Genomic DNA, 24146 nt, shown 5'->3' with positions numbered 1-24146 from the left:
CATTTCACTTCCTATTCAATGTTATAGTCGTTGACGAGCTTCCGGCACTGCGCTAAAACACCCGCTCCGCAGAGGAGTGTGAGCACCGTAAGCGGTCCGGTCTGCTGATAAATGACCGGGTTCAGGCTTCCGGCCAGCCACAGGGCCAGAAAAAGCGCACCGCAGAACAAGGTGCAGAAAAAAAGCAGACGTTCTCCGGGCACATGCCGGATGATCAGAAGGCTGCCGAGACAGGCACTCAGAAAGGGCAGCAGCAGATAGACAGCGGCGTTTAAGCCGCTCAGGCTGGTCTGCCAGAGGGCCGCGGTAAAGGCGGCGGCCAGAATGAAAAAGTCCACCAGCCCCAGAATGAGCAGCCGGCAGAGGATGAGGCCGGGCAGGGATAAACGCGTCGCCGCCTCCGTCTCATACATCCTGTGCTGCCAGGAACGGCTGATCCCCGGCAGGCTTGTGGCCGCGACCACCACCGCACAGAGACTGAGCAGCTCGGGCAGATGCTGCGGCTTTATGGCGCTGAAATCGCCGCCGAGAATGCTGTTTAAAACCAGAAAAAGGGCAAACAGGGCGCCGCCCTGCAAAAGCCAGACCCAGACGCCGCAAAAACGTATCTGCATAAGCAAAAACTCGGGAAAAGAAATTTTTTTCCGTTGCCTGCTGTCAGCGTAAAGCCCGCGGGCGGCCTCCCTTGTCGCTTCCAGATGCTCTTCGGATACCGGGGCCGGCGCTTTTAAGGCCTGCCTCATTCTCTTTTTGAATTTATGGTTCATGGCATATTTCTCCTTTTAACAGCTGTTTTTTAATTTTTTTCAGGGCTGACCGCAGGCGTGACTGAACGGTGCGCACTGGCAGCCCGGTAACCTGGGCGATCTCGCGCAGGGTAAGGTCCTGAGCAAAGCGCAGGAGCACCAGCTCACGGGCTTCCTCTGGCAGGCCCCTTACCATACAAATAAAATCAGCGTCCGATTCGGCGCGCTCAAAGCCCGCTTCATCATAGGTAAGGTTCTCCGGCAGAGGTTCCTCGTCGGCTTTTCGCCATCCGTCACGGCACACATTGGTGGCAATTTTATAGAGCCAGGCCCTGAAATGCCCCTGATGGCGGTAGCCGTCCAGAAAGCGCACAGCCTTCAGAAAGGTCTCCTGGGTCGCATCCTCGGCGGCGGCCCGGTCTCTGGTGTGCCAGAGGCAGTACCGGAAAATATCCGGGTAATAGTCTGTAATCAGCCCATCCAGCGCCTGCCGGTCTCCATTTTCAATTTTTCTCAGTAAAATATCTTCACGCGTCAAGTTCTTCCTCCTCCGGGCGTCCCCTTGTATTATATAACGTTTGAGGAAGCCCTGAGGATTTAATTTAAGAAAACTTTTTTTGTATTAAAAAAGCACGGCGCAAAAATGTGCCGTGCCAGAATACCATCACAGATATTCGCTGTAGATGGTCAGCACAAAATGGCCGGCAGTGCAGGCTTTTTCCTTGGGCAGGGGGCTGCCGAAGTACCGGGTAAGCTGATCCAGGGTATAGGCGCTGAGGGACTCTCCCCGCTCAGCCCTGAAGATGGTTTTATGGCTCACGCCCACAGCTTCCGCAAGCTGAGGCTGCGTGAGGCCCCTGGAGCGTCTGTTGTCACGGACCCAGCGGGCCAGCTCGCTGCCGCTCATTGCTCGTCCACCCACTGAAGCCTGAGCACCAAGCCGGGCACATCGTCCTCAGCATTGTCCAGCAGCTCGGCAAAGGCATCCTCAGCCTCAGACAGGGTGCGCGCTCTCAGGCTGATGTGCAGGGCGCCCTCGGCCATGCAGTCGTAATCGGTATAGGCGGGGTTGGTGTCAAACCGCTCGCCGTAGAGATCGGCGTAGGTATCCTTTAGTAAGCCCATTTTTCTTCCTCCTCCCTTGCTTTTTGTTCTCTCAGAGCCTGCTCAGCCCAGAACCGCTGGACATCGTCCGGGTATTTCAGTGCCAGAGCCTTCCGCTCCTCCTCAGACAGGGCGGGCGGAATCCAGAAACCGCAGGGATTATGATCTTTTACAGGACGCGCGGCCTTATCCCCTGCCGTGGTCCATACGCTCAGGCTGGTGTGGTCTTCCAGGCGGATGGCCGTCTGGACGGTTTTGTGGTCAAAGGGCTTCAGAGCGTACTGGTAGCCGCCGCCGGTTTTCCGGTAATCGATGCGGCCGTCCCGGATCAGGCGGCCTCGGTAATAGGCGATCTGCCGCCGGTCCTCCAGGTTTAAAAAAGCCTTGAGCCCGGGGTTATCCACCTCAAACCATACGGGCCAGTGCCAGTCGCCCGCCGCATCTCTCACGGCGCTCTGGTTGTTCTGATACAGCAGGTAAACCCAGAAGCCCTTGTATTCCAGCGCCCTTTTGGGGTGGCGGCTCAGCCAGGCAAAGAAGGCCAGAAATTCAGTCAGAAGATTCATGCTGTCCACGCTCCAGTACAGGATACAGGTTGTTTTCTGCCAGCAGCTCGTACAGGAAGCGCCGGCCTTTGGGCGTCCACTGCAGGCTCTCCACCACCTTGGCAGTGCCGTCCTTTTTATAAATGGTGTCTGACTTGGTGGCTGCGTAGCCCTCGGCCTGGTAATCCGAATAAAGATACCAGCGTTTGCCGATGCGGTACTGCACGCCCAGGCTGTGCAGAAGACGGTTCATGAACTCAGCAGTCATGCCGTAATCCTTGGCGATGCCGGTAATGGGCGTCAGGGCCTGGTTGTCGAGGACTTTTCGGGCATAGTCGGCCTCAGGTTTCAGGTTTTTGATGATATCCTTTGCCTCCAGCACCGCCATGGCCATGAGGGCGTCGCCCTCGGGCAGCGCGGGCCTTTCGGAGCGCAGCCTTTCCTCCATCTGATTAAAGGCCTGCATGTAGCGGATCTTCCACTCCAGCGCCCGGGCGCCGGTAAAGCTCATGATGAGCAGGGTAAAGCCGTCCCGGGTGATCTGGTAAGCCTTGCGCTTTCTGCCCGCCGCGTCGGCGTAGGACCAGGGGATAAAGAGACCGGCACAATTCTGCGCTGTGGTCTCACGGTTGAGCTGGGCAATGCGCCGCAGCACACTCTTATGCTCCTTGCCAAAATCCGCGGCCACCCGCCGGCTGGATACCACGGGCTGCTCACCACACAGGGTGACCACCACATTGGCTGCGGACAGGTCTGCCGGAGCCGTATTTTCCATTATTTCCTGATTTTTTGCACACTGAACAAGGCCACGGTCTTTTTCCGGGTGCTCTTTGTTTTCTTTCATCACTGTACCTCCAGTTTTGATTTGAAATTTCATCGCTTATTGGATGATACAGGCATCTTATCACGCTGGCTTACCCTGTGTCGCTGCATTGCCAGTGCAAAGCACCAAATCGGTTGACGGTCATTTTGAGCGCCAGGAGGTACCAGCGCTCAAATCCTGCCGTCGCGGCCCGCAGGGCGGACCAGAAATCCCGGGCTTTACCATCCTCTTCACAAAAGGTCAGGCGAATCCCCAGCTGGGTGAGCGCCCATAAGAACAGCATGAGCTGGTCCGCCATCTTTTTGAGCAGCCGCTGGATCGTGCCTGGCGTGCAGGGCACCTCGGTGCTGCCGTCGGCAACCGCCTGGTGCACTTCGGCGTCGTAATGGCTGTGGGGCACCAGGATATCAGGAAGGTCGCGTTTGGGGTGGTTATGATTATAACAGGCTTTATTGTCACAGACCACGCGGCGTATCTCCACCTTACTCTCGATGCCGTCCATACCGGTAAAGCACCGGGCTTTTTTACCGGTGAGACGCTCTCTTTCGTGCATGGGCGCGCCGCAATCGGGGCAGCGGGGCATTTCGCCATAGATGAATTGATAGTAGTTCAGCGGGGTTTCCCCATCCTCCTTCAGGGTCTCCTTCACCAGCTCCAGTCTTCCCTTTGAGATCAGCATGTCGCCGCTCCCGCTGGGATGTTAAGTTTTTGACAATAAAAAAGGAACCGCCAGCGCTCAGCCTTCAGTTCCTTTTCGGGTGACAGCAAGTGTCCCTTTAGTGTTTTATTCGATTATGCCCGGTATATGGCGGGAACAGATGGATACAAGCGCCTCCCTGCATGACTCTCCCCTTTGTTTAATTTGAGTATGATATTTTTCTCTTTAAGTAATGTGCTTTTATTTTAACACATTTTTATCAGAAAGGGTAACCTTTTTTGCCATAAACCGCGGTATTTCCGAAAAAAATTCATGCTACCGGAGGATTGGGGTGAAGGCGGTAAAATAAAGCAGCTCCTCAAATTTCTTATCCAGCGCGATGCCAGGATTCCTGAGCAAAATAAAAAAGCAGGAGTCTGTTCCTGCTTTTCAGGTACCCGCCCTAACGCACTGGCGTATAACTGATCTGGCCCTCCTCGTCGGTGGCTTCCAGCTTAAATATAACAGGCCGAAGCCCGTCGTTACAGCTGCAGATGGCCACACCGGGTTTTTTGATCCAGTCGCCGTAATAAAACAGCTCCTTATCCGCGCCGTGGGCCAGAGCAAAAGCGTACTGGTAGATGGCTTTCCAGGCCTCGTCACAGAGCCCCTCAGGCTTTGCGTAGTCGGCATAGAAGACCTGCCCCTCCCTGAGCATGGGACAGGCGGTGAGGCCGTCCACGCCGTATTCCTCAGCCAGGTCCTGATTTAGCATTGTTCTGAGAACCGTAATTTTAACTTTTTTCATAATAATTGCCTCCTTAAAATATTTATGGTAATGGCTTTCCGACAGGGGGATGGTTAAAAGCCCCCTCGGCAGGTTCACTCAGCCTTTTTCGTTTCTTTTTCGTTGAGCTGAGGCCGTTCACTGCCGCGCGTCAGATTCGCCAGATAGACGCCGCCGATGACAAAAAAGGTTCCGGCCGCCTGAAGCACAGAAAACCGCTCTTTTAGAAAAACGACGCCCGCCAGAATGGAAACCACGGTGGAGATCCCCACAAAGGATGCGGATCGGTTGGTCCCAATATAAGCGATGGCCAGATTATAAAGTAAAAAGGCCATGATCGAGCAGCCAATGCCCTGGTACAGAACCGCGGCTAAAAGGCTGGGGTTTGCAAAGGGCGCGGATAAAAATTCCGGCAGGGTGCCGGTCCGCAGGCTCTGCGCAAGAGCGGCGGCCGTAAAAGCGATGGCGCCGAAAGCGATCATCACATAGGTTTTTTCCGCACTGGAAAAAGAAACGGCCCGCTCAGAGAAAACAGAATACAGGCTGTAGGAAACCACTGCCATCAGCAGCATGAGGTATCCCGTCGGGTTAAAGGAAGCCTCCATTCCCTTAGAGAGGACACAGACCATCACCCCGGCCATGGTGACGCACACACCTGTTACCTGCAATTTCGTGGGCTTTTCCCTTAAAATCAGCGCTCCAGCCATTAAGGTGGCGGCCGGTATGATGGAGAGGACTGCGCCGCTTTCAGAGGCCGTTGTCAGGTTAATGCCTGCCGTCTCGCCGGCAAAATAGATAACCGGCTGAAAAATGGCAATCCAAAACAAAGGAAGCAGCCGTTTTCCCCTCAGGCGGACCTTGACCACCCCGGCGGCCACACACAGGTTAATGACCAGAAAAGCAACGAGAAACCGCCAGCTCAGCAGCGTCAGTGGGCTGACCGATGTGGTGGCGTGCTTTGTGAATAAATAGCTCAGCCCAAAAAGTATCTCACAGAAAACAGCGCACAGGCAGCCTTTGATTATTTTCTTTTTTTCCACGATTTCATTCCTTATCTATACAGCCTTGTGGCTGTGTCCATTTCGATTCTCATTCTAATCTGCTTTTCTTCTCATCCTGACAATTTTTTCAAATTTCTGCTGTGATGGGGTACCGCTGCACTTTTCCTTAAACGGAAACTGTCTGTCAAATGCTTCTGCCTTCGTCTCAGAAATATCATAGACAGTGTCCTCAATAAAACGCCCCTGTACGCCCTCCAGTGCATGGACACGCAATTCGCAGACTTGAAGCGCCGCGGCGTACATGTTGTCCGCAGTTCGGATATTGTAGTTTTCGGCAGGGACAAAGCCCTGCTTTGTGTAGTAATCCGGATCGCCATACAGTAAAATCGCCCGGTACCCCATTTTACAGGCCTTGGCCCTGACCTGTCTGAGCATTCTGCAGCCGATCCCCTTTTTCTGATATTCAGGCAGAACAGAAATCGGTCCTAAAGTTAGAACCTCACAGGCTTTTCCATCATCTCCTTGAATAATGGATTTCACGCACATCACATTTCCGATAATCTTATCGCCATCCAGAGCGACAAAAGCCAGCCCAGGCAGAAAAGCAGGGCTGTCCCGCATGACATGCACCAGATAGTGCTCAAAGCATCCCGGTGCGTAGTGATTCCAGAACGCCTCCCGGGTTACTGTCTCAGTTTCACGGTAATCTTTGGTCTGCTCACATCTCAGTTTTATTTCCATAAGCTACTCCTGCGTGGTATGAGCGTGCATACCGATGGACGCGCTGGCAGGCGGCTGACCATAATCTTGTTGGACGGCTCCATATACATTTTTGCGGACACCGCGCCCGCGCCGTCCTTTAAATGCGGGATGGTTATTTCCTCAATCTCATCAAATTTAATCAGCATGTCAAATCATTCCTTTCTATTGTTTTCTCAGAACACTTATGTCAGCGTCGCATAAAGCCCCGAAGTTCTGCGGCTTTTTTATCTAAGGTAAGTATAGCATAAAAAGAAGCCTGATAAACAGGATGTTTTTGTTTATCAGGCTTTTTATAAATCAGAAGATGTTTCGTACCTTTGGCACAAGGTAATGGCTGCCGCCGCGTTCCTTGACGTCCTCCACCATGCTCACCACCAGAAGCTGCTCAGGACTGTTCGGGTCAGCGATAAACGCTAAGCATGCCCTCATTCCATTCAATGGCCCAGCCCCCCGGCTTTTTCGTGATGCGCGCGCTGGTACCTCCCATATAATGACCGGCGACTGTGTCCATTTCATAATCATATTTGAGATAGGTGTAGTTATCTGTGCTCTCATCGCTTTTTTCGAGATTGCTCATTTTTATATTCCGGGCCTCAATGCCGCCGTAAATATTTCGATACTGGTCAATAAAGGTCTGCCGATCCGTGTAGCTCTTAGCTTTATCGGATAACAGCTCGTCATACACCGCCTCATACCGACCTTCATTGACATATTGCATATACCGGTTCAATACCCATTCTGGTGTCTGCCGGTTATTCCAGACAGCCAGAACGATCAATACAGCCAACAACACGATACCGCCCATCAAAAAAGGCAAATACTTTTTTAAACGATGCATTTTTATCCTCCTCTATTGAATTTATAACAATTATATCACATTTTAGGTTAAAAGACACATCGTAACTGAAGATTGAAAAAGCACAGCGTAATTATATGCTGTGCTGTGACTGTTTTTGATTTTTCCTTAAACAATGCCCCTACAGCGCCGTTCCTTTTTTGGGAATAAAAAAGGCCGACATTTCTGTTTTTTCCAGTGTGAGCAGCTTCACTTTTTTATCAATACCTCCCGCGTAGCCTGTCAGGCTGCCATTTGTTCCCACGACCCTGTGGCAGGGCACAATGATGGAAATGGGGTTGTGCCCCACAGCGCCGCCGACCGCCTGCGCGGACATTCTGGCAGCGCCCTTCTGCTTTGCGATTTTATCCGCGATTTCCCCGTAGGTCATGGTCTGCCCATAAGGGATTGAGAGCAATATAGCCCATACCGCCTCGCGAAAGGGGCTGGCGTTAAACAGCAGCGGCGGTGTGAAATCGGGCGCCTTCCCCTGAAAATAAATATCCAGCCACTGCCTTGTCGTATCAAAAACAGACAGCTTTCCCGGCTCACATTGTTCTGTCAGCGTGTCGCCGAAGTATTTCTGCCCGTCAAACCAAAGCCCTGTCAGCGCCGAGCCATCGCTGGCCATTGTAACTTTGCCCAGGGGCGAAGCGTATTGATCTGTGTAAATCATTGTCTGGTACCTCCTGTGTATTTAATAAGTATCCTTACGACAGTTCCAAAGCTGCCCTCTCTCAATGCGTATAATCCAGAAACCGGATATTCTCATCCCTCAGGTCTTTTTGAACGATCTCTTTCATTTTCCTGGCGAAGGGGCATGGATAGCCGATGGGGTTGCCTTTCTGAATGCAGGAGGCAAAGGCAATGGTATCCGCGCCTCTTTTCACAAGCTCTCTCGCCCTGAGAACAGCTTTCTTTGCCGGGCAGCCGCCGCAGTTTGTAAAGCCGATAATTTCGATATCCTCTGTCACATCCTCAAAGGTGCCTTTCCGCTCTCTAATCACCTTAAAATCCATTGTTCCGGGACAGAAATCTTCTGTCTGCATACATCGGATAATGCCTAGCTTCATTGTATAACCTCCTTTATGCTCTCACAGCCGCAAAAAGACATCATGCCTCCAAGCGGACCAAACCTAAGTATGGCTTTAGTATAACATAAAACAAGAGGCACAGCGCAAAAATGTGCTGTGCCTCCGCTTCTCTGACCGTATGAATTTTACTTCAGCTCTCCGGTACGGCCCTCCTGGATGGCGGTGAGGTTCCGGGCGATTTTTTCTCTGGGCCAGTCCCACCACCTTATTTCAAGCAGATCGGCGACGGCCTTGTCGGGAAACCGTTTTTTGATGGGCTGTGCAGGCACCCCGCCTACAATGGTGTAGGGCGGAACATCCTTTGTGACCACCGCCCGTGTACCGATCACGGCGCCGTCGCCGATGGTCACGCCGGCCAGCACGACTGCCTCATAGCCGATCCAGACATCATTGCCGACAACGATGTCCCCTTTGTTTTCCCAGGCCGCGGTCACATCCTTTGAATCGAGGCCCCACTCTTCAAAGAAAAGCGGAAAGGGATAGGTTGAGAGCGAGCGCATGGTGTGGTTCGCGCTGTTAAACAGGAAACGCGCGCCGCAGGCGATGGAACAGAATTTTCCGATCACCAGCCGGTCGTGGTTGATGGGGTACTGGTATAGCACATTGTTCTTCTCAAACAATATGGGGTCCTTGGTAAAATCGTTATACATGGTATAGTCGCCAACCGTTATGTCAGGGTTGGTGATAGCATCCTTTAGATAAATGGTTTGTCTGTCACCTGTACGGGGATAGATTTTTTTCTCTGGAATAGTCATTTTAATCCTCCTGTTGTGTTAAACTATTTTCAGGCTATTCCAGTCAGTGCAATGCAGCGTTTCAAGAAATACCACCTCTCTTTTCAGTTGTCTCAAGCATAACACAGACGCCTCTACTTCACAATCTTTATTTTCCCCCAGCGCCTTTTTACCTTAACCGCATACTTAAGCGTATAGGAGACACAGCCCCCGGCCAGGGCTTTTTTGATTTCCTGGATTTCCTGTTCAAGGGCCTCCTCGCCGTCATACCAGCCCAGCACAGTCGTGTTTTCTCCCCAAAATGAGCTGTTGTCCACGCCGAAAAGAGCGTATTTTGGCTCATTCTTCCCTGTCCTGAACCGGGGCGATGCCTGCACCCGGTAGCAGCTCACAACCGACTTTCCATCAAAGGAGTCGATCAGGATCCGCCCGGTCTGCCTGCTGTCTCTGGAGGCAGCGTGCATTTCCGGCTCCTCTGCGCTCTCGGCCATCAGGCGGTCCAGTGATACATCCAGCGCCTCTGACAGCAAAAGCAGTTTTTCGACCTCGGGATAACCATTGCCCTGCTCCCATTTCGATACAGCCTGACGGCTGACCATGAGCCGTTCGGCCAGCTCCTCCTGGGAGAGCCGCCGCTCCCTCCGGAGCTGCCTTAGATTTTCTCCAAAGCCCATTTTTAAACACCTCCGTCCCCTTTTCTCTCATTTTAACCGAAAGCGCCCCGGCCGTCCAGCAGCTACTGTTTGCATATCCGCAACCTGAGGTGGCAGAGGCCTTTATTGTGGTGTCAGACTGCCAATGTTTTTACGGGCGCGGCTATAATAAGAGGGCACAGCACAAAAATGTGCCGTGCCCCGGAAATGCGTCGTCAGATCTCCAGCTCGGTCTTTCGGACGGTTTTATCGACATATTCGTAGCTCTTGAGCTTCTGGTAGCCAAAGCCGCCGGGCTGAAAGATATTCTGGGCAATGACGATGCTGGCCGCTGCGGTGATCTGCTCCTCGGTAAGCCCGTCCAGATAGTCGGGCAGGCTCAGGGTATCAGTATCGCCGTTTTCCAGCAGAAATTCCAGGTCCAGGCTTTTTGTGGTGACAGTTTCCATCTTTTCTCCTTTCTCATTTTCTGACTTGATTTAAACGCCGTGTCAGGCAGTCTCTATATTATCGTAATACATCACATTGGTAATATCGCTGATGATGGGGTCCATCAGGGTGCCCAGAGCTTTGGCGGTGCGCACCACCGCCTCGGGTGTGGCAATGGCTTCATCGGTGCTCAGACCACCAAAGGTCTTAAGCTTTTTCTTGATTTTACCGCCTTCTTCTCCATAATTCAGATAGATCTTGAGCTCATTTTTCAGCTTCTGTCTTTCATAGGCCATCGTGAATATCTCCTTTCGTTTTGATGGCTTTAGTATACCATCCGCCTGCTCCCGCTGCCTATGGACACCTGAAACTGGCGGGTTTGTCAGCTTTGGCGCAGGCCTCTGTACATCCCTTAATTCATTTATTATTTACGCATTTATATTTATTCTAATAGGAAGAAAACCGCCCCGCGTCGGCGGGCCGTCTGAGGATGCGAAAAAAGCCGTCCGGATTTTGTGAAAACCGGACGGCCAGAGGTGTCATGCCAAAGACAGGCGCAGGAGGCCTGTCCTTGTGAAGAGGGCGGCAGTTTAAAACGCCCTGCCCTGTCCTGGTCTGACCCGGCGGGGGTGTCCTGTTCAGCCCTCCCTGCCGCGCTGACCGGAAGTTAAAGACTGTCCAGGCCGCGTCCCAGCTCCGCCAGGGTTTTCATGGCTTTTCTGAAAACCTCAGGCGGTTCGTAGGCGTAGGAAATGCGCAGGGCGTGGTTGGGCGCGAAATCATAGATACCGCCGGGGTTTAAAAGGATTCGGTGCTCCAGCGCCTTTTTAAACAGGCGGTCAATGGACAAAGAGCTTTTAAACCGCAGCCAGACATAAAAGCCGCCTTCTGGCACATTCCAGTCCGCCAGGCCGGTAAAGTAGTCCGCCAGCACCCGCAGCGCCGCGGCCCGCCTTTTTCTCAGCTCCTTTCTGAGACCATGCAGGTAGGTATCGTACAGGCCGCTTGTCAGAAATTCCGCCGCCGCCCACTGTGACAGTGAGCTTGCGCCATAGTCTGTCTGCATTTTAATATCCCCCAGGCGGCGCACCACGGATTCCGGCCCCGCGATCCATCCGATCCGCAGGCCCGGCGCCAGAGTCTTGGACAGCGTTCCCAGCGAAAGCACCATACCGCTTTTATCCCTTGCCTTCAGAGAGGCGGGCGGCGGACTGTCCAGCCACAGCTCGCTGTAGGCGTTGTCCTCGATGACCGGCAGCCGGTTTTTCTGGCAGAACTCAAAAAGTCCGGCCCGGCGTTCCTCGCTCATGAGGGTACCGGTTGGGTTCTGGTAGGAAGGAATGGTATAGAGCAGCTGGTTTTCACTGTTTTTTCCCGGGGCCTTCTGATATCTTTCCAGCTCGCGGTAGAGCAGCCCCTCTCCGTCCATGGGAATGCCGGTGATGGACATCCCCGCAGACTGAAAGACCTGGAGGGATTTCAGATAGGTGGGCGCTTCGGTAAAAACCCGGGAGGATGGGCTTAAAATCCCCACAGAAATAAGCTGCAGCCCCTGGAGTGACCCGGAGGTGATGAGGATGCCCGAGGGAGGCGCTGTGATTCCCTGGTCTGCCAGACGCTCAGATAGGACGTGCCGGAGCTCTGGCAGTCCCAAGGGTTCCAGATAATGGAGAGGTGGTGTCCTCCGGGCCAGCTTTTCAAGGACGCGGCGCATCATCTCCTCAGGAAAGAGCGCTGGCGACAGCTCCCCGGTGCCCAGGCGCACATAGTCCTCAAACTCCAGGCGGTTAATGGTCTGGACCGTAGGCTGGTTGGCCTGAAAACTGCCCGACCGGATATAGCGCCCCCAGTCCGGCGCTGCCCCAGACAGCAGCACCGACCAGGTGTCGCTGGCAATGCGGGTGCCGCCGCTTCCCCTGCCCTCCACCAGACCGATGGCAGCCAGCTCCTCCATGGCGGTGACCACTGTGCTGCGGTTGACGCCGAGGGCCTGAGCCATGTTCCGCTGCGAGGGCAGGCGCGTGCCCACGCCCCAGTGGCCTGAGGCTACCTGGCCGCTGACATAGCGGACAATCTGCACATACAGGGGCACGCCGGAATTTTTGTCCGGCTTCCAGTCGAAAGAAACGGTTTGAAGTGTCTTAGAAGTTTGCATAGGCCTCTCCTTTTTGGTTGGGTTCCTTTTATGATTTTGGCTGTGTACACAGCCGCTTCTGATACGTATAATTATAGCATAACATTACGTTTTTGGTTGGTATCAGGAGGTCTTTATGCATTTTCTTCAAGGGCTGACCATGGGCCTGGCTTACGTGGCCCCCATCGGTCTTCAAAATCTGTTTGTCATCAATACAGCGCTCACACAGAGCCGCAGGCGTTCCGCAGTTACCGCGCTGATTGTTATCTTTTTTGATATCTCACTGGCTTTAGCCTGTTTCTTTGGCGTCGGCGCGCTCATGGAGCAGTTTCCCTGGGTACAGAAGCTTGTGCTGCTTTCGGGCAGCGTCATCGTCATTGGAATCGGCATCAGCCTGCTGCGGGGTAAGGGTACCCTGGATACATCCGGGGATGTAAACCTGCCGCTGCGCCAGGTGGCGGCCACAGCCTTTGTGGTCACCTGGCTCAATCCCCAGGCCATCATCGACGGCACCATGATGCTGGGCGCTTTCCGGGTCACGCTGCCCGCAGAGCAGGGCCTCGCCTTTATCGCCGGGGTCGCCTCAGCCTCCTGCCTCTGGTTTTTGGGCCTGACAGCTTTCATTACCCTGTTCAGCCATAAATTCAACGACCGGGTACTGCGGGTCATCAATATAATCTGCGGTGTGGTCATTATTTTTTATGGGCTGAAGCTGCTTCTCAGCTTTGTCAAAATGGTGGCTTAGGCCGCCTTTTTATATCCCCTCCATTTCATCCAGCGCATTGCCAGGAGGCACAATGGGCAGGACATTGGCGCCGGCCTCGAGCCTAAACTCGATGAGCGACGGGCCAGCCGCGTAGCCAGCGGCTTTTTCAAGGGCCGGCCTCACGGCTTCCACACCCGTGACCCGCTGGGCGGACATTCCATAGCTCTCGGCCAGACGGATAAAATCAGGCGTATACTCCGGACAATTTTCCGACGGACCGGAGCAGCAGGGCGGACAGTCCCTCCTGGCCCTGAGGCAGGTGCTCGAGTAACGCTTTGCGTAAAAAAGCTCCTGCCACTGCCGCACATTGCCAAGCCAGCCGTTGTTAAGCACACAGATGATAACAGGCAGGCCGTAGACCACTGCGGTGGCCAGCTCCTGGCTGACCATCTGAAGTCCGCCGTCCCCCATGATGGCCACGACCCTGCTTCCTGGATTTCCCAGGCTGGCCCCGATGGCGGCAGGCAGCCCATAGCCCATGGTGCCCAGTCCGCCAGAGGTGATGAGACGCCTGCCGCCCCTGTGCTCAAGGAACTGGGTGGTCCAGAGCTGGTTTTGGCCCACATCTGTTACCACGATGGCTTCGGGCAGCAGCGCATTGACCGCTTCGATGATCCGCTGTGGCGTCAGCCCCTCACCCGCCATGCCAAGCGGATAAAGGGCCTGCCACTCCCCAATCTGCCGGCGCCAGCGCAGGCAGGCGGTCAGGACCGCGTGCCTTTCCAGGGCGGTCAGAGCATCGCCCGCGTCCGCTGTCACGGCCAGGTATGCCGGCACATTTCTGGACAGAACGGATGGTTCAATATCGATATGGATAAGCTTCGCGTTCTTCGCAAAATCCGCTGTGCGTCCGGTTATGCGGTCATTCAGGCGGGTGCCTACCGCCAGCAGCACATCGCAGGCCGACACTGCCGAATTGGCCGCAAAGCTGCCGTGGATACCGATATTGCCAACATACAGCGGATGTTTTGTCGGCAGCGCTCCCCGGCCCATAATGGTGGTGACAACTGGAATTCCGGTCTTTCGCGAAAAGGACTGGAGCGCGGCTGACGCACCGGCAATATGCACGCCGCCGCCCGCCAAAATTAGCGGGCGTTTGGCCTTTGCGAGCAGGCCGGCCACCTCTTCTGCCCAGGTATTATCAAGCGCTGGCGCGTTTTCTGGCTGTGTCACCGTTCCAGAAGGCGTGTAGGCGTCGCTTCCGAGAGCCTGCTGCACGTCCTTTGGAATATCGACCACCACCGCGCCGGGCTTACCGCTTTTGGCAAGGAGGAAGGCCTTTCTGATCTCACCGGCCAGGTCCTCACGCCGTAAAACCGTGACCGCGTATTTGGTAATACTCCCAGAGATACTCACAATATCCACCTCCTGGAAAGCGTCCCTGCCCAGCAGCTCAGTTGCCACCTGGCCGGTAAAGCAGACCAGCGGTACGCTGTCGTAATTGGCAGTGGCGATACCTGTGACCAGATTGGTGGCGCCGGGACCGCTGGTCACAAGGCAGACCCCTGTCTTTCCCGTAGAGCGTGCGTAGCCATCGGCCGCGTGGGCAAGCCCCTGCTCGTGCCTTGGCAGGATCACCTCAATGGACGGGTGATCGTACAGCGCGTCAAACAGGTCGATGGCCTGCCCTCCGGGATACCCGAAAATCATATCAACCCCCTCTGCTTTCAGAGCCTTGGTAAATAAGGCTGCTCCAGTTATTTTCATAATTCCCTCCTTAAATGCAAGCACTTGCTTGCATGCTGGTTATTTTTTTGGCACCCTCTGGAAAGAAGGTGCCGCACTTTACTGCCGCTCAATGCCCCTGACAAAAAGGGACACGCTTTTTTCGATATAAGCCTCCTGCTCAACCGGTGTCAGCCGGTTCTCAAAGGACGCTGTGAGAAAGGTATAGCCAAAGGTTGCGGAAAAGATGGTCATAGCCAGACAGTCAAAATCTGTCTCCGCGATTTTCCCCCGGGCTGCCATCTCCTTAAAATACGCCTTTAAAGCGTCCATAAAGGACTTCGGTGTCTTCATAATCAGCGGGGCTGTCTCCTCATAGATCTGCGGGGCGCGCAGCCCAATGGAGAGCCCCACAAAATCAGCGGTGATCTGTTCCAGATAGGTGCGCATAAAAAGTCTGAGGTCCGGCTCAAGCGCATAGGTTACCTTTTCTAAAATACCCGGCCCGGGCTCCGGCCGCCACCGTTTTTCCTCCATGGCGCTCAGAATAATATCCTTCTTTCCTCTGAATTTGCGGAAAATGGTGCACTCGTTCACCCCGGCCTCCCGCGCGATATCCTTGGTGGTCGTGGCTGCATACCCCTTATCCCGCACCAGCTCCATGGTTGCGTCCATAATTTTCTGTTTCGTCTCGTCCAAAGGCTCCACCTCCAATGCAAGTGCTTACTTTCATCCATTATATACGAAGATCCGGGCCCATGTCAACAAAAGAAAAGCACAGCGCAAAATTGTGCTGTGCTCCAGGCACCGCCTTTCCACATAAAAACCGGTCAAACCGCATAAGTTGAGAATATGTCCTACTTGACAAAATATTCATTAAAAATTAAAATATGTTGTATACGACATATTGCTACGGAGGATGGAAAATGGAAAACGATGAAATCAGCCTGCTGGTCAAAAATCTCAGTGACGCCATTGTCTGCCGGGTCAACCGGGACTTTAAGCAGTTTAACCTGACCATGCAGCAGCTTAAAATTCTGCTCTTCTTAATGGAGGCGCGTTATCATCATGAGGAAACCACACAGAAGGATATTCAGCGCTATATGCGGCTGAGCCACTCCACAGTGATCAGTATCTTAAAGTCCATGGAGCTCAAGGGCTTTATCGAGACCGCGGTCAGCAAACAGGATAAGCGCCTGAAAACTGTGGCGCCAACCCGTCAGGACGACCCGCTGATTAAGGGCGTTCTCGAAAAAAAGAAGGCGATCGAAGACCACCTGCTCGAGGGGTTTACCTCTGAGGAGAGGGCAAACCTGAAAGTGTATCTTGAAAAAATGTATCATAATATCGCAGAGGTGTAATGTGAAACAAATATGGAATATCTTTAAAAGAGACGTCCGACGGCTCTGTAAAAACCGCTTCGCGCTCATTGTAACCATCGGTATTATTGTGATTCCCTCCCTTTACGCATGGTTTAACATCGGGGCAAACTACGACCCCTACAGCAATACAAAGGGCATCAAGGTCGCCGTCGCCAACGAGGATACCGGAACCAAAGACACGGTTGCGGGCGATCTCAACGCCGGCGACGAGATCATCGCGAATCTTAAGGAAAACGACCAGCTTGGCTGGACTTTTGTCGATACTGAGAAGGCTGTCGAGGGCGTAAAATCCGGCAAATACTATGCGGCCATCATTATCCCCGAGGACTTCAGCAGCCGGCTGACTGAGTTTTTAAACGGCCGGATAGAGAAATCCGAGATCATCTACTATGTCAACGAGAAGAAAAACGCCATCGCGCCCAAGATCACCGATACTGGCGCTCAGACCCTGGAGGAGGAAATCAAGAGCGCCTTTTCCTCAGTGGCTTCTGAGAGCGTGTCAAAGGTCATGACCGCTTCGGCAGTGGGCATATCCGGAAAGCTCAACCAGGCCAGCGCGGACATCACCACTGCCATCGACACGACCCGGAGCGATCTGGACACTTACCGTGTGCTGCTGGAAAACTTCAGGGGGACTGTCTCTGAGGGACAGGGCGCCGTAGACGGCGGCAAAGCTACCCTCGACAGCCTTAAGGACGCCGCCGCCTCGGGCCAGGAGGGCCTCGAAAGCGCGCAGGCCCGTCTGAGCCAGAGCCGTGAAAGCGTTGGAAAATTTTCGGGCAGCCTGTCAAATATCCTGAGCCAGGGACAGGGCGTTCTGGGACAGATAAACGGGACGGCCGCGTCACAGCTGGGAAACCTGGAGGCCCAGGCCCTTAAGATCAACGCGGGGTTTGAGAGCAGCATCACCTCAGCAGAGCAGATGCTTTCTGTCAATCAGGAGATCGTGGACGCGCTGAAAAAGCTCAACGAAGAGCGCCCCTCTCCGGAGCTTGCCAGACTGATCCAGTCGCTGGAATCCGAAATTGAGCGCCAGCAGAAAATCCTTGGCCGCCTGGAGACCGGAAATGCCAGCGTTAAAAGCATGATTACCCAGACCTCCGAAACGCGAAAGAACCTGAACCAGATTGCCACAGACAGCGGTGAATCCCTCAAAGGGGTTAACACCCAGTTCCAGCAAAGCCTCCTGCCGCAGGTCAACCAGACTCTCGACAGCTTTGCCGCCCTCTCCGGGAAAACCGCCGGGATTCTGAACGGGGTCACCCCGGCGGCCAACCAGCTCCAGGGAATCCTCGACGACCTGGGCACTGCGCTGACAGAAGCGCAGAACGCCCTTGACAGCACCCAGGGTGTCCTGGTGGACCTTACCGGGCAGCTCAGCCGGGTTTCCACAGATTTAAGCGCCATTAAAAACTCCAGACTCTATCAGAATTTTCTCTCAACCACAGGCATCCAGCCCGAGCAGGTCGCAGAGTTTATGGAATCCCCCGTGGAGGTCGAGACTCAAAAAATCTACCCCGTCGCCAATTACGGCTCTGCCCTCGCGCCTTTTTACAGCAACCTGGCCATCTGGGTTGGCGGTATTGTTCTGATCGCCATCTTTAAGCTGGAGGTGGACGAGGATGAAAACATCAAAAACCTGACGCCCACCCGGGCCTACTTTGGCCGGTGGCTTTTGTATATCACCGTCGGCCTTCTGCAGGGGTTTGTGGTATGCCTCGGAGACCTGCTCCTGATGAAAATCCAGTGTGAGAGCCCGGCCGCCTTTATTCTGGCCGGACTGCTGGCCTCTTTTGTCTATGTGAACCTGATCTATGCCCTTTCAGTGACCTTCAAGCATATTGGAAAGGCCATCTGCGTGATTCTCGTCATTTTACAGATTCCCGGCTCCGCGGGTACCTACCCCATCGAGATGACGCCGGGCTTCTTTCAGGCGGTCCATCCTTTGCTGCCCTTCACCTATGGCATCAACGCCATGCGCGAGGCAGTGGCAGGTGTCTACGCGGCGCACTATGTTTCGGATTTGCTCCACCTGCTCATCTTTATCCCTGTGGCCTTTGTCATCGGGCTGGGGCTCAGGCCGCTGCTCTTAAACCTCAATCACTTTTTTGACAGGCGGCTCTCCGAAACCGGGATGATGGTCAGCGAGACCGAGGGCGGTATCCGGCAGAAAAAGGATCCCATCTCCATTATCGCAAGAGCCCTGGCTGTGGAGGGCCGGACAGCCGAAGAACGGGAGGCCCGCCAGGCCGCCTTTGAGGAGAGCTACCGCAAAAAGATAAAGGCGGGATTTCTGCTCATGTTTATTTTGCCCCTTGTGTTCATGGTGCTCATGTTCAGCCTGGACTCGAAAATTGTCTATCTGGTGCTGTGGATCATATCCCTGATTGGTATCTCAGTGTATCTCATCTGTCTCGAATATTTCCGGGATAAAATGCGCAAGCAGTTTGAAATGGAGCAGCAGCTCTGCGGCATGACCGATGAGGAAATCCGGGCGATGTTTAAGGACGGCTGGAAAGGAACAGAAAAATGAAAAAAATCTTGAAAATATTTACCGGAGACGTCAGCCGTATCCGGAATAACACCATTGCCCTCATTGTCGTGATGGGCGTCTGCGTTGTGCCTGCCATGTACGCCTGGTTTAATATCGCCGGGAGCTGGGACCCCTACAGCAATACAAAGGACATCAAAATCGCGGTGGCCAACACCGACGCGGGCTATCACGGGGAGATCCTCTCCATGAGCATGAACGTGGGCGACGAGGTGGTAAACGCCCTGAAAGCCAACGACCAGATGGACTGGCAGTTTACAGGCCGGGACGAAGCCCTGGAGGGCGTGAAGTCCGGCGCTTACTACGCCGCCATCGTGATACCCGAGGATTTCAGCGCCAACATCATGAGCCTGTTTTCCTCCGATATTAAAAAGAGCGCCATTATCTATTACACAAACGAGAAGGAAAACGCCATCGCCCCCAAGGTGACCGATAAAGGGGCGACTGCTGTCCAGGAGCAGGTTAACAGCCTCTTTGTGGAAAAGGTGTCCGAAATCTCCCTCGAGGCGCTGCAATCCGTCTATCATGCCGCGGACAGGCAGGGCAGCCAGTCTTTGACCGACAGTCTCAGGACAAACCTCCAGCGCATAGAGGGCGAGGTGGAAACCTCTGCGAAAACAGTGCGGGCCTTTGCGGCCATGACCGACTCCACCCAGAAGGTTCTGTCCTCCACCGCCGGCTTTCTTGAAACCTCCGGCGACAGCGTCTCAGAGAGCTCGGGCATTCTGCAGGAGACAGAGCGCACCGCCCAGGGCCTTCAGGGCGCCATGAACACAGCCTCCCAGGGCATTGAGACCATCTTTGATGTGAGCGGCGAGAGCTACCGGAAAATCTCAGCCGAGATCGACAAAGCCTTCTCTTCTGTGAGCCAAAACGCCGGGGAAGCCGCCAAAAGCCTGGACAGCCTGGCCGATGAGGTTCAGCTTCTCATCGACCACGATACCGAGCTTAGAGATACCATTCAAAAGCTAAGCGATGCCTACCCGGACATGGCCCCCACGCTCCAGCCTGTGATTGGCAGGCTGAACCAGGTCATCAGCCAGCAGGAAGCCCTGCGGGATAAGCTGACAGAAACCGTGGCGGATATTTCAGAAACCACTGGCATGGCAGAGGCGGATTACAAAACCCTCAAAGGCCTGGCCGATGAGGCCAGCGGCCTGATGGGCGACGTAAAAAATGATTATCAAACCAATCTGAAGCCGCAGCTGGACACGCTGTTCTCAAGCCTCGATTTTGGCAGCGGTGAAGTGGCTGGCGTCCTCGGCCAGCTAAACGGCAGCGTCCGCAGCATCGCTGCCCTTTCCGGCGAGACCGCTTGGGACCTGGGTACGGCAAAGGATCTTCTGACCCGCTCGGCCGACCAGCTGGACGCCGTGAAGGCAAAACTGAACAGTGTGCTCAAGGAGGTTGAGAACGCAGCAGCCAGCGGCGACATGGCTGAAATCGAGACGCTGCTCTCCGGCAGTCCTGCCGAGCTCAGCAGCTTTCTGGCAGCACCGGTCGAGCTTAAAACCGAAAAAATCTACCCTGTGGCTAATTACGGCTCCGCCATGGCGCCCTTTTACACAACTCTGGCCATCTGGGTAGGCGGCGTTGTGCTCGTGGCCATGATCAGCGTAAATGTCTCGGAAAAAACGGAAAAGGCCCTCTCGCTCAGGCCCCATCACGTCTATTTTGGCCGGTACATCACCTTTCTGATTCTGGGGCTGATCCAAAGCACCATCATCGTTCTGGGGGATCTTTTCTTTCTCGGAATTCAGTGTGAGCATCCCATTCTCTTTCTGCTCACAGGCTGGCTCACGAGCATTGTCTATGTCCATCTCATCTATACCCTTACGGTCTCCTTCGGGGATGTGGGCAAGGCCATCGCGGTTGTCCTGATGGTTATCCAGGTCGCAGGCTCCGGTGGCAGCTTCCCCATCGAGGTGCTCCCAGAGTTCTTCCAGAGGCTCTACCCGCTTATGCCATTTGCCCACAGCATGAACGCCATGCGTGAGTGCATTGCCGGCATGTACCAGAACACCTACTGGATCGAGATGGGCTATCTGGCCATCTTCCTGATCCCTTCCCTGCTCCTGGGCCTGGTGCTCAGAAAACCGGTTATCCGGCTCAACCACACCTTTACCGAGAAGCTGGAAAGCACCCATCTCATGTAAAACGGAAAAAGGAGCACGGCGCAGAAATGTGCCGTGCTCCTTTTTTTAGTTTTCACCTGTCTGCGCCTCCGGGGGATTAACCGCGTCATCATTGATATAGCGGTACCTTTTAGAGGTGTGATGGTCCTGATAGAACACCTGCTTGTCCAAGTACATTCTCTCGTCCGCTTCGGTGACGGCCGCGTCAATGTCCGCCCCGCAGGACGTCCAGTACGCGCCGATAGCTACACTGACGCGGGAGTCCTGTCCAAAGCATGCGCGCAGCCTTTCAACCCTGTCAGAGAACCCTGTCTCGGTATCTCCGAGGTCAATGACCACAAATTCATCTCCGCCCACGCGGTAAAAATTGCTCTCGCCAAACCCTTCCCGGATTCGGCGCGCACATTCCACCAGCAGCCGGTCCCCACTGCCATGCCCATACTGGTCGTTAACCTCCTTCAGGCCATTCATATCCAGGAAGACAATGCCCACAGAACTCTCGTAATCCGAGAAAGTCTCGAGATCCTGAATATAGCGGTTGCGGTTGTAAAAGGAGGTGAGGGTATCATAGTAGCTCAGCTTGGTCAGTTCTGCCTCATCCTCGGTGCGCCGGATGGCCAGCATCAGAAAATAGCGCAGGGTCTGCAAAATTGACGCGGCGTTCTGCAGCAGCTCCGGCGGCGGATTATCCACGCCGATACAGGCATAGAGCTCGCCGTCCTGTTCTAAAGGGACGGTCACGAGCCGCTTGATATTCTGGGCGAAAAGCACCTCGTATTCCCTGGGCTCGCTGGTCTTAAGCGCCTCACAGTCGTCGATTACCATGCATTCATGATCGTCAAAGACGCGCAGCCATCGCCCAAAATAGTCCTTTGGAATACGCTGCAGATCCCCCTGCTCTGATTTGATGCCCTCAGCGCACCACTCATAGGTGTTTTTCAGAAGCTCGCCTCTCAGATCAAAAATATAGCTGCGGTCTGCTCTGAGAAATTTTCCGATACGCTCCAGAAACAGAGGGATGGCCTGGTTCAGGTCATGGTTCTGGTAGAGATCGCGGATGCACTCCACGATAACCTGCTCAGTCTCAAGCATATTTTTCAGGTTTTGCTTTTCCCTCATGGCCTCGGTCAAGTCAAAGGCGAGCTCAAACCGGGCGGGCCGTCCTTCCCACTCGATCAGGCGGTCCTTTAATAGATAGTGCCGCCCGGTTATTGGGTTGGTATGCTCCCAGTTATAATACTCCTCGGGCTTCAGCTTTGGCGTCGAGCAGAAAGGACAGGGTGCGTCCAGACCCTGGAGCAGCTCGTAGCATTTCTTTCCTTCTGTAGCCTTAAAGTTAAAGGTATCCTTACCCGCCTTGTTAATAAACAGCAGGTTGTAATTCTCCAAATCCGCAACATACATAAGCTCGGGCAGCTCGTCGAGGGGCGCGCGGATATCGTTCAGCATCTGGTTTAAATGAATCTGCCGTTCCAGAGATTCCTTTTCATCCCCCAGAAGCTTCTCACGGCGTTTTTGCTGGGAGGAGGCAAAAAAAGCGCAGACCACCACCATGATCAGGAAGATCAGGGTGACCAGGAGCAGAAAATACTTCGCGTTCCTTACCGCCTGCTCTGTGTAATGCTCCGCGGCAAAAACCGTCTGGTCGGCAAGCCCGAAATATTCCTCGCTTATTTCGTAGAGTGGCCCGGCCGTCCCGCCGGCGCGGTAATCGTAGATCGCGTTTTTAAGCGCGCCCCACTTACCCTGAAGCGCATCCACAAGCGCCTGATACTCCAGATTATCCAGCTTTATCAGATTATTCTTTTCTCCGCCGTTCTCAAGCTCCTCCAGAATGATATCCAGCCGCCCGATGAGCGCGTCGTTCTGCTCATTGTGCAGCTCCTGCTTTACCAGGCGCTGTGTTGCCCCACGGACAATGCCGGAGTAATTAATCACGCGGGCGTTCCCCTCCAGGCTCTGGATTGTAAGCAATGAAAAAACACTGCTGACAATCAGCGCCACGCCCAAAATAAGAACAATGGTGGTAAAACGGATTTTTTTTAATAATTTTGTCATCTCTGCCTTCCCCTGTCTGTTTTATGCCTTCATGTCTGTGTTTTCGGGAATGTTGATTATTTTAAATCGGGCTAATGTATTTGACTGGGGCACAGATGTAATCGGTCAGCATACCTTAGCGATATAATATATAAAATGAAAGTTTCCCTGATTAATATTACCACCCATTCTACTACAACTCGGACTAAATATCAAGTAAAGTTATCATGATAAAGCCCATGTCTTTTGCCTGAGACGGGCACAGCGCAAAAATGTGCCGTGCCCGCTTTTGGCAGGGCTCTGATTATTCAAAGGGGTACTGCATTCCCCACTGCCCGCGCACAGCGGTCAGAATCTCCATCACATCCCGGCTCAGGGCAAGGGGCGCGATGCCGGCCCTGCTCTCAATGGCCTCCTGCATATGGCGCACCTCATAGCAGAGGGCGTCCCCGGTTTTTCCGGCCTCAACCGCCTCCTGCCGTCCATCACTGGTATAGGTGATGACCGCTCTTTGGGCCCTGGGGTAATTATCCACCTCAATGTAGCCGAGCTCCCCGGCCACCACGCCGCGCTTGGGCTGCTTGGCCCGCATGGTCAGGGCTGTGACAGCCATCTGCCCCCGGTCGTTTTTCAGGATAATGCCTGACTGCTCATCGACGCCGGTCTCAAAGTACTGGGGTGTGGTCAGGATCACATTGGGCCTGGCCTCCATAAAAAACCGGGCAAAGGATATGGCGTAGATACCGATATCCAAGAGGGCGCCGCCTGCCAGCGCTTTGTCGAAGAAGCGGTTCTTTACATCGTATTCTTTGCAGCTGCCAAAGTTGACCTGTATCATCTTCACCTTCCCGATGACGCCAGAGTCCACGATCTCACGCAGCCTCTGGTACAGCGGCATATGGTAGATGGTCATCCCCTCCATGACGACCACGCCCTTCTCAGAGGCAAGGGCCGCCACCGTCTCCAGCTGCCACGCATTCACGGTAATGGCCTTCTCACAAAAAACGTGCTTGCCAGCCTCCACAGCCCGCATCAATGTGGCGTAATGATAGTTGTGGGGCGTGCCGATATAGACCACATCCACCTCCGGATCAGCAAGCAGAGCCTCCTCGCTCTCAAAGACTTTCTGAACCCCGTATTCGTGCGCAAAGGCATGGCCCTTTTCCACGTGATGGTTATAAACGCCGTAGATCTCACCGTTTTCCTGTTTCAGCGCCCTTGCCATCTCATTGCCGATGACGCCAGTGCCAATGATCGCCCAGTTATATTTTTTCATGCTATTCTGCTCCTTTTATGTGCTTGATGCTTCTATTTTAACATAAAAAC

General features: G+C 54.0%; 29 protein-coding genes. 5 read left to right on the top strand and 24 right to left on the bottom strand.

What is annotated here, in order from left to right; all coding sequences use genetic code 11:
* Positions 1 to 11: 11 nt before the first annotated feature.
* From DW091_RS08085 to DW091_RS08005, 19 genes are all read right to left on the bottom strand, one after another.
* A complete protein-coding gene (locus DW091_RS08085; protein WP_058694652.1) occupies positions 12 to 767 on the bottom strand; it encodes a hypothetical protein in 756 nt (251 codons plus the stop codon).
* A complete protein-coding gene (locus DW091_RS08080; RefSeq protein WP_118517902.1) occupies positions 757 to 1284 on the bottom strand; it encodes an RNA polymerase sigma factor in 528 nt (175 codons plus the stop codon). Before DW091_RS08080 ends, DW091_RS08085 begins: the two co-directional genes overlap by 11 nt.
* Before the next feature lie 126 nt (positions 1285 to 1410).
* Entirely contained in the window at positions 1411 to 1668 is a 258-nt protein-coding gene (locus DW091_RS08075; RefSeq protein ID WP_158577857.1) for a helix-turn-helix transcriptional regulator, read from the bottom strand.
* A complete protein-coding gene (locus DW091_RS08070) occupies positions 1650 to 1871 on the bottom strand; it encodes a hypothetical protein (protein WP_058694655.1) in 222 nt (73 codons plus the stop codon). The genes DW091_RS08075 and DW091_RS08070 overlap by 19 nt, the downstream gene beginning before the upstream one ends.
* The gene (locus DW091_RS08065; RefSeq protein WP_058694656.1) at positions 1859 to 2416 is read right to left on the bottom strand and encodes a hypothetical protein; all 558 of its coding nucleotides are present in this window, start codon (positions 2414 to 2416) and stop codon (positions 1859 to 1861) included. Before DW091_RS08065 ends, DW091_RS08070 begins: the two co-directional genes overlap by 13 nt.
* Positions 2400 to 3239, bottom strand: coding sequence for a phage regulatory protein/antirepressor Ant (locus DW091_RS08060; protein ID WP_118517901.1), 840 nt, complete (start codon positions 3237 to 3239; stop codon positions 2400 to 2402). The genes DW091_RS08065 and DW091_RS08060 overlap by 17 nt, the downstream gene beginning before the upstream one ends.
* A 70-nt stretch (positions 3240 to 3309) precedes the next feature.
* Positions 3310 to 3897, bottom strand: coding sequence for a DUF6431 domain-containing protein (locus DW091_RS08055; protein ID WP_118517900.1), 588 nt, complete (start codon positions 3895 to 3897; stop codon positions 3310 to 3312).
* Between the two features lie 421 nt (positions 3898 to 4318).
* Positions 4319 to 4663 carry a TIGR04076 family protein gene (locus DW091_RS08050; protein WP_074616897.1) on the bottom strand — a complete coding sequence of 115 codons (345 nt, stop codon included), beginning with the start codon at positions 4661 to 4663 and terminating at the stop codon, positions 4319 to 4321.
* Between the two features lie 74 nt (positions 4664 to 4737).
* Positions 4738 to 5682, bottom strand: coding sequence for a DMT family transporter (locus tag DW091_RS08045; protein WP_082669289.1), 945 nt, complete (start codon positions 5680 to 5682; stop codon positions 4738 to 4740).
* 54 nt (positions 5683 to 5736) lie between these two features.
* Complete coding sequence (locus DW091_RS08040; protein ID WP_118517899.1) at positions 5737 to 6384, bottom strand: N-acetyltransferase; 648 nt, start codon at positions 6382 to 6384, stop codon at positions 5737 to 5739.
* Positions 6375 to 6551, bottom strand: a complete 177-nt coding sequence (locus DW091_RS20115; protein ID WP_158577856.1) for a hypothetical protein — start codon at positions 6549 to 6551, stop codon at positions 6375 to 6377. Before DW091_RS20115 ends, DW091_RS08040 begins: the two co-directional genes overlap by 10 nt.
* A gap of 151 nt (positions 6552 to 6702) precedes the next feature.
* Entirely contained in the window at positions 6703 to 6834 is a 132-nt protein-coding gene (locus DW091_RS20690) for a hypothetical protein (protein WP_263422108.1), read from the bottom strand.
* Entirely contained in the window at positions 6806 to 7243 is a 438-nt protein-coding gene (locus DW091_RS08035) for an NTF2-like N-terminal transpeptidase domain-containing protein (protein WP_118517898.1), read from the bottom strand. The genes DW091_RS20690 and DW091_RS08035 overlap by 29 nt, the downstream gene beginning before the upstream one ends.
* 139 nt (positions 7244 to 7382) lie before the next feature.
* Positions 7383 to 7916, bottom strand: coding sequence for a methylated-DNA--[protein]-cysteine S-methyltransferase (locus DW091_RS08030; RefSeq protein ID WP_058694665.1), 534 nt, complete (start codon positions 7914 to 7916; stop codon positions 7383 to 7385).
* A gap of 61 nt (positions 7917 to 7977) precedes the next feature.
* Entirely contained in the window at positions 7978 to 8313 is a 336-nt protein-coding gene (locus DW091_RS08025; protein WP_058694666.1) for a CGGC domain-containing protein, read from the bottom strand.
* A 146-nt stretch (positions 8314 to 8459) separates the two neighbouring features.
* The gene (locus DW091_RS08020) at positions 8460 to 9089 is read right to left on the bottom strand and encodes a CatB-related O-acetyltransferase (protein WP_118517897.1); all 630 of its coding nucleotides are present in this window, start codon (positions 9087 to 9089) and stop codon (positions 8460 to 8462) included.
* Between the two features lie 113 nt (positions 9090 to 9202).
* Entirely contained in the window at positions 9203 to 9742 is a 540-nt protein-coding gene (locus DW091_RS08015; RefSeq protein ID WP_118517896.1) for a helix-turn-helix transcriptional regulator, read from the bottom strand.
* Between the two features lie 194 nt (positions 9743 to 9936).
* Complete coding sequence (locus DW091_RS08010) at positions 9937 to 10170, bottom strand: DUF2922 domain-containing protein (RefSeq protein ID WP_118517895.1); 234 nt, start codon at positions 10168 to 10170, stop codon at positions 9937 to 9939.
* 42 nt (positions 10171 to 10212) lie between these two features.
* On the bottom strand, positions 10213 to 10446 hold the full coding sequence (locus DW091_RS08005) for a hypothetical protein (RefSeq protein ID WP_058694670.1): 234 nt from the start codon (positions 10444 to 10446) through the stop codon (positions 10213 to 10215).
* Positions 10447 to 10665: 219 nt separating this feature from the next.
* Between DW091_RS08005 and DW091_RS20400 the strand changes: the two genes are divergently transcribed.
* A complete protein-coding gene (locus DW091_RS20400) occupies positions 10666 to 10821 on the top strand; it encodes a hypothetical protein (protein WP_207665237.1) in 156 nt (51 codons plus the stop codon).
* Here DW091_RS20400 and DW091_RS08000 read toward each other — a convergent pair.
* The gene (locus DW091_RS08000; RefSeq protein ID WP_118517894.1) at positions 10818 to 12305 is read right to left on the bottom strand and encodes a PLP-dependent aminotransferase family protein; all 1488 of its coding nucleotides are present in this window, start codon (positions 12303 to 12305) and stop codon (positions 10818 to 10820) included. The two genes, DW091_RS20400 and DW091_RS08000, sit on opposite strands and share 4 nt — an antisense overlap.
* Before the next feature lie 115 nt (positions 12306 to 12420).
* Here DW091_RS08000 and DW091_RS07995 point away from each other — a divergent pair, with 115 nt between their 5' ends.
* Entirely contained in the window at positions 12421 to 13029 is a 609-nt protein-coding gene (locus DW091_RS07995; protein WP_058694672.1) for a LysE family transporter, read from the top strand.
* Positions 13030 to 13038: 9 nt separating this feature from the next.
* Here DW091_RS07995 and ilvB read toward each other — a convergent pair whose 3' ends face one another.
* Positions 13039 to 14757: a biosynthetic-type acetolactate synthase large subunit gene (gene ilvB / locus DW091_RS07990; protein WP_118517893.1), complete on the bottom strand. Its 1719-nt coding sequence runs from the start codon at positions 14755 to 14757 to the stop codon at positions 13039 to 13041.
* A 78-nt stretch (positions 14758 to 14835) separates the two neighbouring features.
* The gene (locus DW091_RS07985) at positions 14836 to 15423 is read right to left on the bottom strand and encodes a TetR/AcrR family transcriptional regulator (RefSeq protein ID WP_339620866.1); all 588 of its coding nucleotides are present in this window, start codon (positions 15421 to 15423) and stop codon (positions 14836 to 14838) included.
* Positions 15424 to 15641: 218 nt separating this feature from the next.
* Between DW091_RS07985 and DW091_RS07980 the strand changes: the two genes are divergently transcribed.
* From DW091_RS07980 to DW091_RS07970, 3 genes are read left to right on the top strand one after another with little or no spacing between them, the layout of a single operon-like run.
* The gene (locus DW091_RS07980) at positions 15642 to 16076 is read left to right on the top strand and encodes a MarR family transcriptional regulator (protein WP_058694675.1); all 435 of its coding nucleotides are present in this window, start codon (positions 15642 to 15644) and stop codon (positions 16074 to 16076) included.
* A 1-nt stretch (position 16077) separates the two neighbouring features.
* Positions 16078 to 18630 (top strand): YhgE/Pip domain-containing protein, encoded by a 2553-nt coding sequence (locus tag DW091_RS07975; RefSeq protein ID WP_118517892.1) that lies wholly within the window; start codon positions 16078 to 16080, stop codon positions 18628 to 18630.
* Positions 18627 to 20804 carry a YhgE/Pip domain-containing protein gene (locus DW091_RS07970; protein WP_118517891.1) on the top strand — a complete coding sequence of 726 codons (2178 nt, stop codon included), beginning with the start codon at positions 18627 to 18629 and terminating at the stop codon, positions 20802 to 20804. The genes DW091_RS07975 and DW091_RS07970 overlap by 4 nt, the downstream gene beginning before the upstream one ends.
* A gap of 45 nt (positions 20805 to 20849) precedes the next feature.
* On the opposite strand, the gene DW091_RS07965 is transcribed toward DW091_RS07970, so the two are convergent.
* Together DW091_RS07965 and DW091_RS07960 are read right to left on the bottom strand one after the other, a co-directional pair.
* Entirely contained in the window at positions 20850 to 22841 is a 1992-nt protein-coding gene (locus tag DW091_RS07965; RefSeq protein WP_118517890.1) for a diguanylate cyclase, read from the bottom strand.
* A gap of 283 nt (positions 22842 to 23124) precedes the next feature.
* Complete coding sequence (locus DW091_RS07960; RefSeq protein ID WP_118517889.1) at positions 23125 to 24096, bottom strand: Gfo/Idh/MocA family oxidoreductase; 972 nt, start codon at positions 24094 to 24096, stop codon at positions 23125 to 23127.
* Positions 24097 to 24146: the final 50 nt, after the last annotated feature.

Source organism: Eubacterium sp. AM05-23, from assembly GCF_003477535.1.
GTDB lineage: Bacteria > Bacillota > Clostridia > Eubacteriales > Eubacteriaceae > Eubacterium > Eubacterium maltosivorans.
Note: the sequence above shows the minus strand (reverse complement) of the source record. Positions and strands in the feature narration are given on the sequence as shown.

What these genes read in the sequence shown, in the direction of transcription:
- DW091_RS08085 (WP_058694652.1), bottom strand. Translation starts at nt 767, where the DNA reads ATGAACCATAAATTCAAAAAGAGAATGAGGCAGGCCTTAAAAGCGCCG.
- DW091_RS08070 (WP_058694655.1), bottom strand. Translation starts at nt 1,871, where the DNA reads ATGGGCTTACTAAAGGATACCTACGCCGATCTCTACGGCGAGCGGTTT.
- DW091_RS08065 (WP_058694656.1), bottom strand. Translation starts at nt 2,416, where the DNA reads ATGAATCTTCTGACTGAATTTCTGGCCTTCTTTGCCTGGCTGAGCCGC.
- DW091_RS08060 (WP_118517901.1), bottom strand. Translation starts at nt 3,239, where the DNA reads ATGAAAGAAAACAAAGAGCACCCGGAAAAAGACCGTGGCCTTGTTCAG.
- DW091_RS08055 (WP_118517900.1), bottom strand. Translation starts at nt 3,897, where the DNA reads ATGCTGATCTCAAAGGGAAGACTGGAGCTGGTGAAGGAGACCCTGAAG.
- DW091_RS08050 (WP_074616897.1), bottom strand. Translation starts at nt 4,663, where the DNA reads ATGAAAAAAGTTAAAATTACGGTTCTCAGAACAATGCTAAATCAGGAC.
- DW091_RS08040 (WP_118517899.1), bottom strand. Translation starts at nt 6,384, where the DNA reads ATGGAAATAAAACTGAGATGTGAGCAGACCAAAGATTACCGTGAAACT.
- DW091_RS20115 (WP_158577856.1), bottom strand. Translation starts at nt 6,551, where the DNA reads ATGCTGATTAAATTTGATGAGATTGAGGAAATAACCATCCCGCATTTA.
- DW091_RS20690 (WP_263422108.1), bottom strand. Translation starts at nt 6,834, where the DNA reads ATGAGGGCATGCTTAGCGTTTATCGCTGACCCGAACAGTCCTGAGCAG.
- DW091_RS08035 (WP_118517898.1), bottom strand. Translation starts at nt 7,243, where the DNA reads ATGCATCGTTTAAAAAAGTATTTGCCTTTTTTGATGGGCGGTATCGTG.
- DW091_RS08030 (WP_058694665.1), bottom strand. Translation starts at nt 7,916, where the DNA reads ATGATTTACACAGATCAATACGCTTCGCCCCTGGGCAAAGTTACAATG.
- DW091_RS08025 (WP_058694666.1), bottom strand. Translation starts at nt 8,313, where the DNA reads ATGAAGCTAGGCATTATCCGATGTATGCAGACAGAAGATTTCTGTCCC.
- DW091_RS08020 (WP_118517897.1), bottom strand. Translation starts at nt 9,089, where the DNA reads ATGACTATTCCAGAGAAAAAAATCTATCCCCGTACAGGTGACAGACAA.
- DW091_RS08015 (WP_118517896.1), bottom strand. Translation starts at nt 9,742, where the DNA reads ATGGGCTTTGGAGAAAATCTAAGGCAGCTCCGGAGGGAGCGGCGGCTC.
- DW091_RS08010 (WP_118517895.1), bottom strand. Translation starts at nt 10,170, where the DNA reads ATGGAAACTGTCACCACAAAAAGCCTGGACCTGGAATTTCTGCTGGAA.
- DW091_RS08005 (WP_058694670.1), bottom strand. Translation starts at nt 10,446, where the DNA reads ATGGCCTATGAAAGACAGAAGCTGAAAAATGAGCTCAAGATCTATCTG.
- DW091_RS08000 (WP_118517894.1), bottom strand. Translation starts at nt 12,305, where the DNA reads ATGCAAACTTCTAAGACACTTCAAACCGTTTCTTTCGACTGGAAGCCG.
- DW091_RS07995 (WP_058694672.1), top strand. Translation starts at nt 12,421, where the DNA reads ATGCATTTTCTTCAAGGGCTGACCATGGGCCTGGCTTACGTGGCCCCC.
- ilvB (WP_118517893.1), bottom strand. Translation starts at nt 14,757, where the DNA reads ATGAAAATAACTGGAGCAGCCTTATTTACCAAGGCTCTGAAAGCAGAG.
- DW091_RS07980 (WP_058694675.1), top strand. Translation starts at nt 15,642, where the DNA reads ATGGAAAACGATGAAATCAGCCTGCTGGTCAAAAATCTCAGTGACGCC.
- DW091_RS07970 (WP_118517891.1), top strand. Translation starts at nt 18,627, where the DNA reads ATGAAAAAAATCTTGAAAATATTTACCGGAGACGTCAGCCGTATCCGG.
- DW091_RS07965 (WP_118517890.1), bottom strand. Translation starts at nt 22,841, where the DNA reads ATGACAAAATTATTAAAAAAAATCCGTTTTACCACCATTGTTCTTATT.
- DW091_RS07960 (WP_118517889.1), bottom strand. Translation starts at nt 24,096, where the DNA reads ATGAAAAAATATAACTGGGCGATCATTGGCACTGGCGTCATCGGCAAT.